This window comes from Agrobacterium sp. P15N1-A, assembly GCF_044626815.1.
Taxonomy (GTDB): domain Bacteria; phylum Pseudomonadota; class Alphaproteobacteria; order Rhizobiales; family Rhizobiaceae; genus Agrobacterium; species Agrobacterium leguminum.
In genome coordinates, this window is the sequence record NZ_JBIUPF010000008.1 from 294,209 (window position 1) to 309,437 (window position 15,229).

Annotated in this window: 17 protein-coding genes and 3 pseudogenes; 11 read left to right on the forward strand and 9 right to left on the reverse strand. The window is 58.3% G+C overall.

Going from position 1 to position 15,229, the window contains the following annotated elements:
• Nucleotides 1-6: 6 nt before the first annotated feature.
• The 5 genes and pseudogenes from ACIK7D_RS24360 to ACIK7D_RS24380 all read left to right on the forward strand — a co-directional run bounded on the left by ACIK7D_RS24360 (nt 7) and on the right by ACIK7D_RS24380 (nt 4,338).
• Nucleotides 7-1,290: a LarC family nickel insertion protein gene (locus ACIK7D_RS24360; RefSeq protein ID WP_400157679.1), complete on the forward strand. Its 1,284-nt coding sequence runs from the start codon at nt 7-9 to the stop codon at nt 1,288-1,290.
• Complete coding sequence (locus ACIK7D_RS24365) at nt 1,287-2,093, forward strand: adenine nucleotide alpha hydrolase (protein WP_400157680.1); 807 nt, start codon at nt 1,287-1,289, stop codon at nt 2,091-2,093. Before ACIK7D_RS24360 ends, ACIK7D_RS24365 begins: the two co-directional genes overlap by 4 nt.
• On the forward strand, nt 2,090-2,785 hold the full coding sequence (larB, locus tag ACIK7D_RS24370) for a nickel pincer cofactor biosynthesis protein LarB (protein WP_400157681.1): 696 nt from the start codon (nt 2,090-2,092) through the stop codon (nt 2,783-2,785). The genes ACIK7D_RS24365 and larB overlap by 4 nt, the downstream gene beginning before the upstream one ends.
• Nucleotides 2,782-3,381 (forward strand): HupE/UreJ family protein, encoded by a 600-nt coding sequence (locus ACIK7D_RS24375; protein ID WP_400157682.1) that lies wholly within the window; start codon nt 2,782-2,784, stop codon nt 3,379-3,381. Before larB ends, ACIK7D_RS24375 begins: the two co-directional genes overlap by 4 nt.
• A 290-nt stretch (nt 3,382-3,671) precedes the next feature.
• Nucleotides 3,672-4,338 (forward strand): annotated as a pseudogene (locus ACIK7D_RS24380) (HAD-IA family hydrolase).
• Here ACIK7D_RS24380 and ACIK7D_RS24385 read toward each other — a convergent pair.
• Both ACIK7D_RS24385 and ACIK7D_RS24390 read right to left on the reverse strand, forming a co-directional pair.
• The gene (locus ACIK7D_RS24385; RefSeq protein ID WP_400157683.1) at nt 4,314-4,520 is read right to left on the reverse strand and encodes a hypothetical protein; all 207 of its coding nucleotides are present in this window, start codon (nt 4,518-4,520) and stop codon (nt 4,314-4,316) included. The pseudogene ACIK7D_RS24380 and the gene ACIK7D_RS24385 sit on opposite strands and share 25 nt — an antisense overlap.
• A gap of 191 nt (nt 4,521-4,711) precedes the next feature.
• The gene (locus ACIK7D_RS24390) at nt 4,712-5,035 is read right to left on the reverse strand and encodes a hypothetical protein (RefSeq protein WP_400157684.1); all 324 of its coding nucleotides are present in this window, start codon (nt 5,033-5,035) and stop codon (nt 4,712-4,714) included.
• 604 nt (nt 5,036-5,639) lie between these two features.
• Here ACIK7D_RS24390 and ACIK7D_RS24395 point away from each other — a divergent pair.
• Entirely contained in the window at nt 5,640-5,867 is a 228-nt protein-coding gene (locus ACIK7D_RS24395) for a hypothetical protein (RefSeq protein ID WP_400157685.1), read from the forward strand.
• A 256-nt stretch (nt 5,868-6,123) separates the two neighbouring features.
• On the opposite strand, the gene ACIK7D_RS24400 is transcribed toward ACIK7D_RS24395, so the two are convergent.
• Nucleotides 6,124-6,579, reverse strand: a complete 456-nt coding sequence (locus ACIK7D_RS24400; RefSeq protein ID WP_400157686.1) for an ArsR/SmtB family transcription factor — start codon at nt 6,577-6,579, stop codon at nt 6,124-6,126.
• A 310-nt stretch (nt 6,580-6,889) separates the two neighbouring features.
• Here ACIK7D_RS24400 and tnpB point away from each other — a divergent pair, with 310 nt between their 5' ends.
• The 3 genes and pseudogenes from tnpB to ACIK7D_RS24415 all read left to right on the forward strand — a co-directional run.
• On the forward strand, nt 6,890-7,243 hold the full coding sequence (gene tnpB, locus ACIK7D_RS24405; protein ID WP_400157687.1) for an IS66 family insertion sequence element accessory protein TnpB: 354 nt from the start codon (nt 6,890-6,892) through the stop codon (nt 7,241-7,243).
• 204 nt (nt 7,244-7,447) lie between these two features.
• The gene (locus ACIK7D_RS24410; protein ID WP_400157710.1) at nt 7,448-7,741 is read left to right on the forward strand and encodes a hypothetical protein; all 294 of its coding nucleotides are present in this window, start codon (nt 7,448-7,450) and stop codon (nt 7,739-7,741) included.
• 227 nt (nt 7,742-7,968) lie between these two features.
• Nucleotides 7,969-8,337 (forward strand): annotated as a pseudogene (locus ACIK7D_RS24415) (ATP-dependent DNA ligase); the annotation flags it as partial.
• On the opposite strand, the gene ACIK7D_RS24420 reads toward ACIK7D_RS24415, so the two are convergent.
• The 4 genes and pseudogenes from ACIK7D_RS24420 to ACIK7D_RS24435 all read right to left on the reverse strand — a co-directional run.
• Entirely contained in the window at nt 8,300-8,623 is a 324-nt protein-coding gene (locus ACIK7D_RS24420; RefSeq protein ID WP_400157688.1) for a hypothetical protein, read from the reverse strand. The pseudogene ACIK7D_RS24415 and the gene ACIK7D_RS24420 sit on opposite strands and share 38 nt — an antisense overlap.
• 10 nt (nt 8,624-8,633) lie before the next feature.
• Nucleotides 8,634-8,933: a DUF982 domain-containing protein gene (locus ACIK7D_RS24425; RefSeq protein ID WP_137454907.1), complete on the reverse strand. Its 300-nt coding sequence runs from the start codon at nt 8,931-8,933 to the stop codon at nt 8,634-8,636.
• A 71-nt stretch (nt 8,934-9,004) separates the two neighbouring features.
• Nucleotides 9,005-9,481, reverse strand: a complete 477-nt coding sequence (locus tag ACIK7D_RS24430; RefSeq protein WP_400157444.1) for an Hsp20 family protein — start codon at nt 9,479-9,481, stop codon at nt 9,005-9,007.
• Between the two features lie 174 nt (nt 9,482-9,655).
• A pseudogene (locus ACIK7D_RS24435) lies at nt 9,656-10,342 on the reverse strand (ATP-dependent DNA ligase); the annotation flags it as partial.
• 518 nt (nt 10,343-10,860) lie between these two features.
• Here ACIK7D_RS24435 and ACIK7D_RS24440 point away from each other — a divergent pair.
• Both ACIK7D_RS24440 and ACIK7D_RS24445 read left to right on the forward strand, forming a co-directional pair.
• The gene (locus ACIK7D_RS24440; protein ID WP_400157689.1) at nt 10,861-11,898 is read left to right on the forward strand and encodes a PAS domain S-box protein; all 1,038 of its coding nucleotides are present in this window, start codon (nt 10,861-10,863) and stop codon (nt 11,896-11,898) included.
• Nucleotides 11,899-12,004: 106 nt separating this feature from the next.
• Nucleotides 12,005-12,241, forward strand: a complete 237-nt coding sequence (locus ACIK7D_RS24445) for a DUF6894 family protein (RefSeq protein WP_400157690.1) — start codon at nt 12,005-12,007, stop codon at nt 12,239-12,241.
• A gap of 310 nt (nt 12,242-12,551) precedes the next feature.
• Here the strand turns inward: ACIK7D_RS24445 and ACIK7D_RS24450 are convergent, their stop codons facing one another.
• Together ACIK7D_RS24450 and ACIK7D_RS24455 are read right to left on the reverse strand one after the other, a co-directional pair.
• Complete coding sequence (locus tag ACIK7D_RS24450; RefSeq protein WP_400157691.1) at nt 12,552-13,721, reverse strand: hypothetical protein; 1,170 nt, start codon at nt 13,719-13,721, stop codon at nt 12,552-12,554.
• A 15-nt stretch (nt 13,722-13,736) separates the two neighbouring features.
• The coding region (locus ACIK7D_RS24455) for a DUF4150 domain-containing protein (protein ID WP_400157692.1) at nt 13,737-15,229 on the reverse strand (1,493 nt) is incomplete at its 5' end.

Genomic DNA, 15,229 nt, shown 5'->3' on the forward strand with positions numbered 1-15,229 from the left:
CGCCGGATGCATATTCATCTTGATGCCGTCGGGGGCGTCGCCGGCGATATGTTCGTTGCGGCCCTCCTCGATGCTTGGCCCGACCTTTCGGCGGTCGTGCAAGACAATCTTCGTCTGGCGGGACTTCAGGAGGATGTTCACGCGAACCTCCTCCCGCACGATGATGGCGTCCTCACCGGCAGCCGGTTCGACGTCCATAAGGCGGGTTCGGAGCAGGCCCACGCCAAGACGCATCCGCATGGTCATGTCCATGGTCACTCGCATGGGCATGGGCACGACCACCATCACGATCATGCCGATGACCATCATCACCACCACGATGAGCATCACCATCATCACCACACCCATTGGCGGGATCTTCGTGCGATGCTGGAAGGCAGCCGGCTTCCTGCGAAAGTGAAGCGGATCGCCATTGCGATCTTCCACGAACTTGCTCAGGCCGAAGCTGCTGTACATGGCAAGCAAGTCGATACCGTAGCATTCCATGAGGTTGGCAACTGGGATTCCATCGCCGACATCGTTGCGGCAGCGACATTGATCGAAGCCGCAGGCGCGGCGAGTTGGTCGGTGGGATCACTTCCGCTCGGGCGCGGCTGGGTCGAAACTGATCATGGCCGCCTTCCCGTTCCGGCGCCCGCCACGACGCTACTGCTACGCGGCTTTGCGTTTCACGACGACGGCCGTCACGGTGAGCGTGTCACGCCGACAGGCGCCGCGATCCTCCGCTACATCGCGCCCTCCACCGGCATCGGTCCCTCTCCGCGCATGCTCGAACGCACCGGGATCGGCTTCGGCACGCGGCGTCTGCCGGGCATGAGCAACGTGCTGCGTGTTCTGGCCTTCAAGGATGAGGACACGGTCCATGAGCAGGTCGGCGTCATCCAGTTCGAGATAGATGATCAAACCGGCGAAGATCTGGCAGTCGCCCTGGATCACATACGGGCGGACGACGGGGTTATCGACGTGGTGCAAACTCCCGCCTTCGGCAAGAAGGGCCGCATGGTGGCTTCGATCCAGATCCTGACCCGTCCAGAGGCGTTGGACGCGACGGCGGCGCTCTGCTTTCGCCAGACGACGACACTCGGTCTGCGCAGCCGGATCGAAGCCCGATCCGTTCTTCCACGCAAGGCCATGACCACCGCCGAGGGCGTCCGCGTGAAGCTCGCGGACCGGCCCGGCGGCCCGACGGCGAAGGCCGAGATGGACGACGCAGATCATCAGGAAAGCCACAAGGCGCGCGCCGAGCTGCGCCACCGCGCCGAGTCGCAAGCCCTGGAGACAAAACCTTGACGGAGAGCGATGCATTTCTCATCCGCCTGAATGCCGTGTTCGACAGTGCGCGTCCCGCCGCCGTAGCGCTCTCCGGCGGCGTGGACAGCATGACCCTGGCCTTCACGGCGCATGCTCGTCTGGGCTCCGACGTTACCATGTACCATGCTGCCTCGGCGGCGGTTCCGGAAAGCGCAACCGGTCGTGTCCGGACCTATGCGGAAAGGCACGGCTGGAACCTCAGGATTGTAGATGCCGGCGAATTCGGGGACGAGCGCTATCTCGCGAACCCCTCGAACCGCTGCTTCTTCTGCAAATCTAGTCTCTATGGCACCCTCTCGTCGCTGACGGGCGCCCAGCTTTTTTCCGGCACCAATACGGACGATCTCGGCGATTGGCGCCCAGGCCTCAAGGCCGCCAAAAACAATAGCGTGCGGCATCCCTTCGTCGAGGCGGGCATGTCGAAAGCCGATGTGCGGGCAATGGCGGCCGCGCATGGGCTCGACGATCTCGCCGAGCTGCCGTCCGCGCCGTGTCTTTCAAGCCGGGTCGAGACCGCTCTAAGGATCGATCCCGCAACATTGCGCGCCATCGACACGGTCGAAATGCTGCTCCGCCGAGACCTTTCGCCGCAGACCGTGCGCTGTCGCGTTCGGCAGGGCGGCGTGGTGGTGGAGCTGGACGAGGCCACATTGGCCACGCTTTCAGCCGCCACCCGTATGGCGCTTTCTGATCGCATCCGCACGACATTCGGTGATCCGCGACCCGTCCAGTTCGAGAGCTACACGCGCGGCAGCGCCTTCCTGCGGGGTGAGGGCGCATGAGCGAAGAGATTCGGCTGGACTTCCAGCGTCCCGACCGCATCGGATTCGATGAAGCCATCCTATGCGCCCGCAAGTCGGATGAGCAGCTCGCGACGATCATGGACCGTGTCCTCGAACGCGGCGCCCGCTGTCTCATGAGCCGTCTGGAGCTCGGCGTCTTCGCGCGGATTGCACCCCGCTACCTGGAGAAGCTCGACTACGATCCGGTATCGCGCACCGCTTATCTGAACTGGACCCCGTCCACACTGGAGGAGCGGCCGCTGATCGCCGTGGTGTCGGCCGGCAGCTCCGACATGCCGCAGGCAGCGGAAACGATACGGACGCTGACCTATCTCGGCGCCCCGACGAAGCAGTTCATTGATATCGGCGTCGCCGGGTTGTGGCGGCTTCTGGAGCGTGTGGAGGAACTGCGGACATTTCCGGTCATCGTCGCGGTGGCGGGCATGGATGGCGCGCTTCCCAGTGTTCTCGGCGGACTCGTGCCCGGCGCCATCATCTGCCTGCCGACCTCCACCGGTTATGGCGTGGCGAATGGGGGCGAGACGGCGCTTCACGCCGCGCTCGCGTCATGCGCTCCCGGGCTGACGGTCGTGAACATCGACAACGGATACGGAGCCGCCTGCGCAGCCTTTCGCATCCTCAGCATGATCAGACAGACAGGAACATCACCGCTGGAAAGGGGACCACAATGAAACTCAAATCCACAATTTATCCGTTGACCTTTGTACTGGCTGCCATGCCGACCGTTGCCCTCGCCCATACCGGCGTCGGCGAGAACAGCGGCTTCTTCCACGGCTTTACCCATCCCATCTCCGGCCTCGACCACATCCTGGCCATGGTGATGGTCGGCGTGCTGGCATATCAGCTCGGGGGCCGCGCCTTGTGGCTTGTGCCGATGGCGTTCGTCCTTGCCATGGCCGCCGCCGGCGCGCTGGGCGCGGCCGGTTTTGATGTACCATTCGTCGAGGCCGGCATCGCGTTGTCGGTCGTCGTCCTCGGCATGTCCGTCGCCCTCAGCGTGAAGGCCCCGGCAGCGGTCGTCATGGCGATTGTCGGCTTGTTTGCCGTATTCCACGGCCATGCGCATGGAACTGAAATGCCCGACAACGCTGGCAGCGTCGCCTATGGGGCAGGTTTCATGATCGCGACGGCACTGCTACATGTCGCCGGGATCGCCACTGGTTTTCTGATTGGGAAGGTCGGCGAGCAGCATAGCTCCCGCGTCGTGCGTACTTCTGGCGGCATTGCCGCCCTGGCCGGTGTGGGAATTCTCGCCGGCATTCTCTAACTGTGACCACGGCAGGCGTTCATCCCGCCAGCCATTCACGGTCGACGCGCTGCAAAATCTTGTGAGGCATTAAGGAGCTGAATGTCGGCGATCGACGCCTCGCTGGTGCTGCGGCCTGAAGACCCTAACCCTTTGCAGGGACCGGCGCACGACCTCCACGGCCATCCGGCGGTCGCCGAGATCTGTTGTCCCGGCCCTGGTGCGGCTTAAGGAGAATTCCGATGACCAAAATGCACTCGCGCGCGGTGCCACCTCAATGCAACCACCTCCGGAAATCATAGGCGCCAGCCATGATAACGCAGCCCTTATTCCACGGCGGACGCACTTACGACGCCGTCCTGTTCGACATGGATGGCACGCTGCTCGATTCGACCGCGGTGGAGCGTGTCTGGGGCCGCTGGTGCATGCGCCATGGGCTCGACTCGGCCGTGTTTATCCCGACAGTCCACGGCGTACGGGCAATCGACGCGATTACGTCTCTCGCGTTGCCGGGTGTCGACCCGCACCGCGAGGAACTGGCGGTACAGACTGAGGAACTGGAGGGATGTCGAGGGCATAAAACCCGTGCCCGGAGCGATCGATTTCCTGAAGGCCCTGCCACGAGATCGCTGAGCGATCGTCACTTCCGCGCTGATCGAGCTTGCGCGAAAGCGCATGGCGGCCGCCCATATCCTCTTCGCGGATGTCATGATCAGCGGCGATGAAGTTGCAAACGGCAAGCCGAACCCGGCCTGTTACCTGCTCGGCGCACATCGGCTGGGCTTTGATCCGGCGAAGTGCCTAGTCTTTGAGGACGCCACTGCCGGAATCCTTGCGGGAGAAGATGCCGGTGCACACGTCGCGGTCATCACCGCCATGCATCGTCACCCCATCGAAACACAGCATTTGACCGTTTCGGACTACCGGGCGCTTTGCATGGAGGTTCGGGCTGATCAGCTCAGTCTACGCTTAAGATAGCCCGAATCCATTGCTGATTGGGAGACCTTCCGTTCGAGCGCTACAATGTGCGCCTCCTGCTCGGCAATCGCGCTGGCCTTCGCTTCCTCATCGTTCAGTTCGCCTGAATCGAACTTCTCGGCCATAAGGTTAGCCTCAAACGCCATATGCGCGCGGCGTATCGCGCCGTTCGGTAACGCCATTTCGGATATCCTGACAAACTTGCAATCTGAACGGCGTCGAACGCGGACGATACTGCCGCGGAACCTCATAAGCATTGCTCCGATTGCGGCCTGTACAATGTGTTAGTTTCCGCGTCCCGTGCTCAGCCCTTGGGATTCTCCATATTCTTGGACAGTTCCGCATGACATCCATCACTTGCGTCCATCCCTAGCTATAGATGACAGGCGCTGCGCCATACATAGTCGAAGCGGCGTATATCTTGGATCTTGGCTATCTCTTTAACCTTTTCCGGCGGCAGGCAACCCATCATGACCAACGTCTCACGCATGGCCGTGTCAAGTGGCGTCCGTTGCTCCTCCCCGAGGACGGCAAGCAATCCGGCATTGTCCAACTGCAGCGGCTCGGCCCAGACATAGCGCATTTCGCGCAATTCCCTGAACAGCGGCACGAAGGGCGCCAGAAGAGGCATTGACCACCATGGAAAGGACCAGACTCGCGGCTTGCCACCGACGACGCGGCCAATCGCATCGACCATGGCGCGTCCATCCGCATCCCAGACCCCTACCATGTGATAGACCGCAAAGGCGGGAGTTGATCCCGCCGCTCGACCAGCCTGACCATGGTTTCGACTACAGCGGGCACATAGGCCCATGTATGGCCTGTGCCCTTGCGGCCGGGATAGATGACATGCCGAACCGGCTTTTCCGGCTGCACCAAGCCCTGCGAGAACCAGTTATTGGCGGCATTCGGTCCGAAGAAATCACCGGCACGGACGAAGAGACACGGGTTCCCTCCTCGGCTGCACGCTTCAGCCGGTGCTCCAGTTCAGCGCGGATTTCTCCTTTCGACGTCACCGGGTTCCGTGGGGCCGTCGTCGCGCAGGAGCAGAAAGGCGTCGGGGCCGAAATTGTAAATCGTCCACGGCAGCAGGATCATCGCGCCATGCGTCTGAGCCGATGCGCATCGGCGCTATCTCGACCGGCATGGCATACCGCAGTCGATAGACGCGTTGGCGGGGCATCGGCTGATCGGCTTCGATCGCAAGACGGCTTTCGTGCGCGCTGTCGCCGAGCAGGTTCCCCCTGCTGGCGAATTCGCATTTCTCACTGAGGGCCGACAGCAATCTGACGCAACTGGCGGTGATCCGCGCCGGCTGCCGCATCGGGGTCTGCCAGACGCCGCTGGTGCGCGACGACCCTGACGTGGTGCGGCTGCTGGCCGACGATTTCGAACTGCCGCTCGACACCTGGATCGTCATGCATGAAGACCTTCGCGGTCACCGCGCTGCCGGGCCGCCTTCGATGCGCTCGGTGGCGGATTGTCGTCGTATATCGGGCAGGGACGATAAGCTGAAAATCGGCTGTTGAGTGGAGATGACGCAAGACACGTCACGGCGAACCAGCACTGGGCTTATCGATGGGCCCGATCCGGAAGTTATCTTTGCGTTCGGCTATCACATTACAACGCCGCTGAGCCACCTGGACGAGGACTTGGCAAAGCTGAGGGCGCAGGAACATTCCAATGCGGACTGTCTGGCCGCTATCTGACCCGCCATCAGGCGATGGTGGAAGATTCACAGGTAGTAAAAGTTAGAGGATTCCTCAACGAGAGGAATGCAGGTGGTCATGCCTTTTTTGAATTCGTTTTCACGAAAAGTACCACCTCTTTCAACAACCCTATAAGCTCTGGCATTATCAGCCGATAATAGACGACAAGGCCGTGACGGCGCGTTTCAACAACACCCGCCTCTCGCATTTTTGCAAGATGCTGGGAAAGCGCTGATTGTGATATATCGACTTGGTGGGCCAACTGCTTCACGCTCTGCTCATTATCGGACAGTGCCAGCACCACCTCGACGCGCTTTGCGTTCGACAGGATGTTGAGCAACTCGCCACTCCGTTGGAAATATTCGGCGTTCTTGTCTTCAACCGCTCTATGCATACTGCCTCGGCCCCACAGATTTCTATGGGTTTCGTCATAACATTTGCGTGGGCTTCCGTCCTTTCGAAAATGCGGAATTGTCCCTGCAGTCCGATCCAGCACAGATCGACAATGGGCGTTGTCTCGTTTTTGGCTCATTCAAAATCTCTTTGAGATTACCGGTTTCAACATGGAGAGCCTCCGGCCCGGAGCGTTAGTGAACAATGTTGCAGAGCGACATGGTCTGAAGCCGAACCACCTCTCGACTTGGACAGGCCAAGCTGGTTCTACCAGCACCCGAGGGTGCGGTGGAGTTCGCGGCGGTTGTCGTCGATCCACCCATTGCGGAGCCGCCCGTCAAAAAGGCCAGCCGTCCCGAGATCATCGTCGGCGCTGTCACGATTCGGTTGGAAGAAGGCGCGTCCGCCTCCCGGATCGCCGCTGTCGCGCGTGCCTGCGCGGTTCCGGTATGATCTTTCCCTCGAACCGGGTTCGGATCATGGTGGCGACCAAGCCTGTCGATTTCCGCAAGGGTCACGATGGATTGGCAGCGCTGGTAAAAAACGAACTGCACAAGGACCCGTTCACGGGAACGGTCTTCGTATTCCGATCACGCAAGGCGGACCAATTGAAGCTGATCTACTGGGATGGCAGCGGCTTGGTAATGGGCTACAAACGGCTGGAGGAGCACACGTTTCCTTGGCCAGACATTCGGGACGGCCTGATGACCTTGGGCCATGCACAGTTCGAAGCGCTGTTTGTAGGACTTGATTGGCGTCGGGTCCGGTCCGTCGAGACAAGAGTGTCAACGGCAATCGAATAGGTGCGCCACGATGACTCAGTTCGCAAATTCCGGCGGCGAGACGATGCCCAATTTGATAGACTTACTCCATGTTGGATGCGGTCGATCTTCCAGACGATATTGCTGCCCTGAAGGCGATGCTGATCGCGTCGCAGCTTCGTGAAGTCCGCAAGGATGATCAGATTGAGCGGTTGGATATCATTCGTGCACCCGAAATCCTGACGTTTGACGAGGCTTCTTACCCTGTTTCTCGTCCAAAACGTCAGCCAAGCGCGGCGGTCCTCGAGCGACGGCTACGGAGCATTTGGATGCAAAATCGATGCCCTGGAGCCAGACCCAGAACAACGCCATGCCTTTATCGGCCGTAAAAAGCATCACGCGCTGGTCGGGAAAGAACCAAAAAAGAGAGATCAGGATTTTGAGCGCACGACTATCGGCGAGACCATTGTACGCGTCCTTTGGCCCATATCTTGCCAAATTTCAGCAAGCCTTTTTGAAGATTTCTCCCCTGCGGCATGACGACGGCGATTAAAGCCGCGGGGACGACCAGCGATGCTTTTGTAATACGTCAATCGACTCCGGCAACATGGACTAGCCGGCTCTCGCTAGGTGAAGCGGCTCGCTAAGCGACCTCTCCGATTGACGCAGTTCGGCGACCGGCGGTCGCCGAAACCGTTCTGAGCGTCAGCTTTAACCGTGAGGCAGGAACACGCCAAGGAACCGCATCTTCCCGAAAGATAGCCGGTCGTAAGAAGGTGGCCTGGCCGGAGGCAAAAGGATTCGTACACGATGTCTGCCTACAGATGGCCCCGGGACCTCTACCTGATCAAGATGGCGAAGAACGCAATGGCCGCATCTTCCTCGACTACCTGCGCAATGACCGGATGGCGACGGCGGTTGCATCCTTGTCACCACGAGCCCGACCAGGCGCCACCGTGTCGATGCCGCTGACCTGGAGCCAGGTGAAGACCGATCTCGACCCGAAACGCTTCACTATCCGCCCCGTGCCGGCGCTGCTGGCAAAGACGAGCGCCTAGCAGGATTATTGCGATGGCCAGCGTTCGTTGGAGCAGGCCATCAAGCGATTGGCGAAGTCGATGAAACAGGCTGCCTAAGATCGCTGTGGTCAGAAGCCATAACGCCGATCAAGTTCTCGAAGGGCACCCTGAAGCTCATCGATGGAAACGGCTCCGACGTTCCGGGAATATGGCGGAACAACGGCTTCGAATCGACCGCGTAGAAATCCGAGGCCCATGCCGCCAGGATGGTCCGCTTGTCGTGTGCGGTGAGAGCAGTCGCTTTTACGACATCGATCGGCCGCTCAATCTGCATGCCCTGAAGCAGGATCGCCGGCCCCATCGCCGCGGCATTGCTCACGGCCTGCTGTAACATCTCGTGCATGTCGGCCTTCCTATCGAACGTGTGGATCTTTGTCCCGCCGAAGGTGCGATGCCGCGATGGCATCATTCTCCGGCGCCAGCAGATCATGCTTTTCAGCGAAAGCGGCGAATAGGCCGCGCGCGGTCTCCGCTTCGATCTCGCCGCGCAGTGCCGCACTACAGGCTTTCAGCGCCATCGAGTGTGCCGTGTCACGCAACGATGCTGGCCATTCGGCAAGATGCCGGTAGGCATCCATGACGCTCCTGACCACAGCCGGGAAGCCAAGGCCGACAAGGATGGTAACTGGTTGTCTGAACATATCGGGTTTCATTGTCTCTCTCCTTCCCAACCCGTGATGTTAACGGGCGCCGCTGCGCGCGACGCCCTTCTCCGAAGTTTCGGTCAGGCAGCCTTTTGCGCTTCGATCTGCACCGGCGCGGTCGACTGCACGAGGGCCGGCTGGGTCTGGATGTCGATCTTCCGCGGCTTCAAGGCCTCGGGGATCTCACGAACGAGATTGATCGACAGAAGACCATTGTTCAAATCGGCACCATTCACCCTGACATGGTCGGCAAGCTCGAACCGGTGTTCGAACGGACGGCCGGCAATGCCGCGATGCAGATAACCTTCGGATGCCGCCTCCTGCTTCTTGCCAGTGACCGTCAGCAGATTGGACTGGAAGGTGATGTCGAGATCATCCTGGGCAAAACCTGCGACCGCGATCGAAATCCGGTAGCTATCATCACCGATCTTGACGATGTCATAGGGCGGCCAGTCGCTGATCGAACGGGCGCGCTGAGCGTTTTCGAGAAGATTGAACACCCGGTCGAAGCCGACGCTCGAGCGGAAGAGAGGTGCGTAGTCGTAAGATGTTGCCATAGCCATATCCTCCTTGAAGCAACATGGGTACGGAAGCGCCGAAAGGCGGCGCTCCCAGCAAGGCCAGCCCTTTATCAGCGGTTGGCGGCAATCCATTTGGTTTTTGAGAATTTAGGATTCAAGAGCACCAGCCGAAAAAATTTAAGACCTCGCCCACGCACTGAAATCCTTTGCTCAGTTGAGGACATAAACAGCGGCATTGTCCTGGATCTCGCGCAAACCTTTGTAAGATACGTGTCGCAAATTGCCGTCGTCGGTCCAGCCGCGGAATTCAATTTCCGCGATCAAGGTCGGCTGCGCGTAAACGTAGTTCTTGCCTTTAAGCGGCACGGCTGGTGTCCGTGTCTTCAGTGTGTCGAGCGTCTTCTTCAGGTAAGCTGCATCCTTTTCCTTGAAGCCCGTGCCGACGGCGCCGACATAGACCCAATCGTGGTCCCGGCGAGCCGCCAGCAGGAGGCTGCCAATCCCACCGTGGGCAACCGCCGACTGCTCGTAGCCGACGATCATGAAACTCTTGCTCTGCACGCACTTGATCTTCAGCCAGTCGCCGGTCCGACCAGGGCGGTAGGGGCTATCTCGATGTTTGGCGATGATACCTCTCATGCCGATCGAGCAGGCGTTGGCCAATAGCTCAGCGTCGTCTCCCTCTATCTCTTCGGACAACTGGATCGCACCGACGGCGCCCTCCAGCAAGTCTGTCAAGAGATGACGGCGAACTGACAGTTCGGTCCGGGTCAAATCGTGGCCGTCAAAATAGAGAAGGTCAAAGGCGAAGAGAACGGACTCCGTCGAAACGCGCTTGCCCCCTCTTCCGCCGAGCCAGCGCTGCAGCCCTCCAAAGTCCGGGCGGCCGTCCTCCTCCTGCAAATAGAACATAAATAGAACATCGCTTGATACGGCGGCGTGTGCCTATCGGAAAATCAGGGACGATTTGAACTCTTGAACCGGAGAATGAGAACGAGCGCCCAAAACCAAGAGAATCGGAAGCCGGGCCGCCTTCGCGACGCCTGATGGAGGATATCCAACATCTGAGGCTGCAACTTGCGCTGGCGACCGCCGCGATGGGCACAGGGTTCACGGGAGGGTGGAAGCCGGAGGCGGAGCGGAAATGAAATGCGCCACCGTCGCGGACCGATCTACCGGCGGTGGCAATGATAATCTGCCGCTAAAGCCGAATGGTATGTTCTCGGCGCTCATTGTTGGCGGTGTGCCGAGCAATACCCTTATTGGCATATGTTCAAATACGGCCAATCAACGGACTGGCAATCAGCTTGATTGCCCGCGCGAGGGTGCGCGCAACGTTTGACGGACACGTTCTCTTTGAAGCATTAATGAAGGGCGAAATGTGTGGGCGCCTGACATGAAGCTTGGAGGAGACGATGGGGATTCCGGATGAGCGGGAAGCAAGAGCCGGCCAGGATATGCGAGTGCTGCCGTTTGAGGCGGCTGACTTTCTTGCTGCAATTGTCGCATCATCAGATGATGCGATAGTGAGCAAAAACTTGTCAGGGGTCATCACTACCTGGAACAAAGGCGCTGAGCGAATTTTTGGATACACCGCGGACGAAGCCGTTGGCCAACCGATAACAATTGTTATCCCCGAGGATCGGAAGAACGAAGAGCCGTCCATACTGGCGCGCATTCAAGCAGGCGAGCGCGTCGACCATTTTGAAACGGTGCGACGCCGTAAAGATGGCACCTTGATCGATATCTCACTGACCATCTCGCCAATTGTCGATAGCAGAGGCCGCATTATCGGAGCCTCTAAAATCGCCAGAGACATTTCAGATAGCAAGCGCCATGCCGATGAACGCGAATTGCTATTGAGAGAGTTGCATCACCGCATAAAGAACCTCTTTTCGGTGACTGGCAGTATCATTGCCTTGGCAGCTCGGAGCGCGGCGACGCCGGGCGAACTCGCCCTCGAAATGCGAGAGCGGCTATCGGCATTGGCCAGAGCTCATGAGATAACGTTGCCAACTCTCACGGGCCACGCTCTCGAAAATCGCGAAACAAGCCTGTTTCAGCTTCTTTCAAGTATCCTGGCACCGTACGGGCAAGACGACCGGAAACCTTGGACGCTTTCCGGTGAAGATGTAACCCTACAGCAAGGCACGGTTACAAACCTCGCTCTCCTGTTTCACGAATTTGCGACGAATTCCTCTAAGTACGGAGCGCTCTCTGTCGAGAATGGCACCCTTGATATTCGGGCAGCAGCCCTAGCAGATCGGCTGGAGATTGTCTGGCTCGAAGCCAATGGGCCCACGTGCTCCGATGTGCCACCCGCATCGTCGTCGGGTTTCGGTAGAATCCTGGAGGCAACGTTGTCGCAAAGCCTCAATGCCAGGATCGAGCGGACGTGGATGCCAGCGGGCGTTTCCATTCACGTTGTCCTGAACGAAGTGACGACCAAATAGCCGGGACATCACAAACTCTGCTCCCCGAACCGCCCTTCGTTTTGGACGGAACCAACTTCGTGGGAAGAGGTTGTACAAATCTGTATGATAAACAGAAAGATGGCCAATGCCGCGGTATTTTTTCCACGTCCGGGACGCCGACGGCCTCTCCGAAGATTCGGAAGGTACGGTGCTGTCGAACGATGAACGCGCCTATATCGAGGCAGCGCAAGCTGCAAGAGAAATGCTGGCGGAAAAAATCCTCAAGGATGAGATTGTGGACGGCGCAGAATTCGAGGTAGTCAGGGGCGACGGCGTACTGGTCGCTAAAATCCCGCTTAAATCCGTTGTTCGGTTTGAGTGATCGGTTTGATCGCTGATGCCTTCCTCCTCGAACACCCCGGCTTCAGCGCCAGAACGCTTGGCATCAAGTACATCGTCCAGAGCGGCTTGAGCACTTCGATCAATTCCGTCTTGTTGGCGTAGACGATTAGGTCGGTCTCCGGCAGGCTATTCAGACCGTGCTTCTCCAAGACCTTCTGGGCCGGTCGCAAGATCATTCAGCGCGCCTAGCTCGTCCTGCAGCACCTCCATGGTGCCAACGGAACGCTTGTACCGACGCGCGCCTCGCTTGTCAGGAAACAGGGCGCGGAAAACTGACGTAAACGGGCAGCCTACGGCTTTTTGGCCTTGAAAGGACGCTCGAGCAACTCGTTTGGAATCGCATACTCGCTCCATTCTCCCTCAACGAGAGAAAAGAGGCGGTTTCCGTAATCAAACACATGCAGTCTGTCTTCCCGGGCAAAAATCGCTGATGGCTGAACCCGTTTGCTACCAAGCTGGAGCTTCACCTTTGGTGTGAAGTTTTTTGCTAAATGTCCATCGAAGCGAAACAACTCCGAGTCAGCAATGAGGACCAGTTCGTCGTCAAGATAAGCAGCATCAGAATAATGCTTTTCGCGGTCTGGCAACGATGAAATTTCCGAGAAACCGCTCTCGGGTGTTCCTGTCATAACCAAACCGTCCGAGCCAACCAAATAATCATTGCCTTGATTGTCCGAGGTAACGGCGGCTAACCATGCGTATGGTGGTGAAGTCCTGGCAATCCGTTCAGGCAATTCTTGACGTTTCCAGTTGCCGGGTGTTCCTGTGTAAAGCGTAGTTAGAACCGGATGGGTACCCTTTTCAGCTCTCAACCTTTTTTTCAGTTTGAAGCGTTCGTCTTCCGCCATGTCACTCCGATATAGGGGATGGCCCGGGTAAAGGTTGAAGTACCGTTGGTTCGGTCTTTGGATCGCAACGATAAAGATTTCACCCTTGATGTTCTCTCCGAGAATGGCCCATTCAGTCTCCGAGTAAGGATATTCAGTTGTAAGCGACGGCGACACGTCCTCCCAACTCTCGCCTTTTCCGAGCTTCAAGAAGTTGCCGCTGCCTGCCACGAGCCAACGATTGTCGTAAGGAAGAATGGAGCGGAAATCGATTTCGGACGCGATCTCGGATTCGGCTGGAGTTCCGGGGATGATGAAATGCTGCGAACCGTCTGGACCGACAACATAAATGTCGCCCTGCAGGCTGATCGTGACATAGGAAGGCCCTGCATCGTCTTTCAACGACGGTATCACGCGGATATCGCGCAACTCCCTGCGAACATCCGACCGCGAGAATGTTTGTTTAACGGCGTCGCGCATGAGAATGATCGTGTACGGATCGTCCCAACGCGGTCCACCCACCAGAGCAGCGAAGTGGCGGTCGGTGTCTGCCATGGCAGCCTGATAGAGTTTGGGCTCCCATTTGCCGTACAGCTCTTCGAAATCTTGCTCGTCATTCAGAATGTCATCCAAGAAGGTCTCTCCTTTTTACGGATATTTTCCAGCACGAAGTACATCAGCGATCCTGCCTGTTGGAAGCGGTTTTTCCTTCGTCCTTCCCGGAGCGGAAAGGCCTGTCTTCTTCTTCACCTGTTCTTCCGCCCGCGCGTTTGCCGCTTCTGCGCAGGCTTTGTCGATTCCTTTTGTTGCCAGCAGCGCATCTTGAGACGCTAACAAGATATCTTCCATAGGAGCTGTTCCCGGATAATCCGGATGATCAATCCCTTTCAGCTCGTTTCTGGTCAGTTCATGCACACCGCCAGAGCCATTTTTTCGGCTGTGTTGGGCCTCAGTCAGGCAGATTGACTCCCCTTCACCTTCGGTAGGAGCATTAGGCACTCTTTCTGTCGTTACTTTCCCTGGACGATCGCCCAGACGGTATGTCATGTCGGCGACGACGTGGTGGGCATAGTCGCCCGCGCCAGAACACTCCTCTTTAATTTCGTCGTACGGACCGATCAGACATTTTTTACGTCGTCTTTTCTTACCATCGATCCTAGTACTTGGACCGAGCGGCGGAGGAGGGACTGGTTGAGGACCAGGTTTGGGGTCTTCTTTCTTTTCTTGCTCCTCTTGCTGTCGGGCTTCTCTGATGTCTTTCAGCTTTTGCTCGATTTCCTCGTCAGAGAGACCTTGGAAGGGAGCCAGCAGACCGTTTACTTCCGCATCGGACATCGTTCGAACGTCCATTGGTTTGCCGGATATTGATGACAGGATATCGTTTGCCAGCGGCACCCTTTCTTCTTGATCGATGGCAATACCGTATTTTCCGGAGAAATCCCAAGTCTCGCGCTTCAAAATATTCCCAAAAGTGACAGGTTGGCGGCCGCCAAGAAGCTTGTCCTGAACAATTACAGCCTGCCCTGGTTTGGACATTATCGCGCCCAAGGCACGCCCCTCAGTGGCCCGCTCATCCTCCGGCATTGAGAGGTCGCGGAGCATATCCTCGAGCACCATGGCCCAGATACCTTTCCGCAAGAGTTTCCCACCACCAACCTTTGGCAGACTGGGAGTTTTGGGAATCGGTCGAGATGTCGACGGAGCGTGTGCTCCACCACCATTTGCAGTACCTGTGGCTGTACCAGTGAGTGCGCGAGTATTATTGCCATTGGACGAGAACCATCCATTGTTACCGGCATCGGTCATCGTTCCGGTTGCAGCTTGCGCCAACTGCACAGGCGCATCATCCTGCCATCTAAGCGACCCCCGCACCGGATCATCGTCCTTGGGAGGATCATAGGTCTGCGTGCTGCGGACGAAGATCGCCTCACCCTGGGTATTCCTGTTGTTCATATAAAAACGATCGAGGTGGCGAATGACATGCGAGCCTTCAGCACGCACCTGATCGGCGTGCCCGATGGGTTCGCAGATGCTTTCCACCGTACCGGATTTTACCCCCTTGCGGCTGCCGGGCGCATCGCCGTGCACATGTGTCGTGCACGAACGCATCACCATTGCCTTTTTGCCGGTGAACCGAACAG

Coding starts and splice junctions, on each gene's coding strand:
- ACIK7D_RS24440 (WP_400157689.1), top strand. CDS start 10,861: ATGGGGATTCCGGATGAGCGGGAAGCAAGAGCCGGCCAGGATATGCGA.
- tnpB (WP_400157687.1), top strand. CDS start 6,890: ATGATCTTTCCCTCGAACCGGGTTCGGATCATGGTGGCGACCAAGCCT.
- ACIK7D_RS24400 (WP_400157686.1), bottom strand. CDS start 6,579: ATGAGCCAAAAACGAGACAACGCCCATTGTCGATCTGTGCTGGATCGG.
- larB (WP_400157681.1), top strand. CDS start 2,090: ATGAGCGAAGAGATTCGGCTGGACTTCCAGCGTCCCGACCGCATCGGA.
- ACIK7D_RS24375 (WP_400157682.1), top strand. CDS start 2,782: ATGAAACTCAAATCCACAATTTATCCGTTGACCTTTGTACTGGCTGCC.
- ACIK7D_RS24420 (WP_400157688.1), bottom strand. CDS start 8,623: ATGCACGAGATGTTACAGCAGGCCGTGAGCAATGCCGCGGCGATGGGG.
- ACIK7D_RS24390 (WP_400157684.1), bottom strand. CDS start 5,035: ATGGTCGATGCGATTGGCCGCGTCGTCGGTGGCAAGCCGCGAGTCTGG.
- ACIK7D_RS24385 (WP_400157683.1), bottom strand. CDS start 4,520: ATGGCGTTACCGAACGGCGCGATACGCCGCGCGCATATGGCGTTTGAG.
- ACIK7D_RS24445 (WP_400157690.1), top strand. CDS start 12,005: ATGCCGCGGTATTTTTTCCACGTCCGGGACGCCGACGGCCTCTCCGAA.
- ACIK7D_RS24430 (WP_400157444.1), bottom strand. CDS start 9,481: ATGGCAACATCTTACGACTACGCACCTCTCTTCCGCTCGAGCGTCGGC.
- ACIK7D_RS24360 (WP_400157679.1), top strand. CDS start 7: ATGCATATTCATCTTGATGCCGTCGGGGGCGTCGCCGGCGATATGTTC.
- ACIK7D_RS24425 (WP_137454907.1), bottom strand. CDS start 8,933: ATGAAACCCGATATGTTCAGACAACCAGTTACCATCCTTGTCGGCCTT.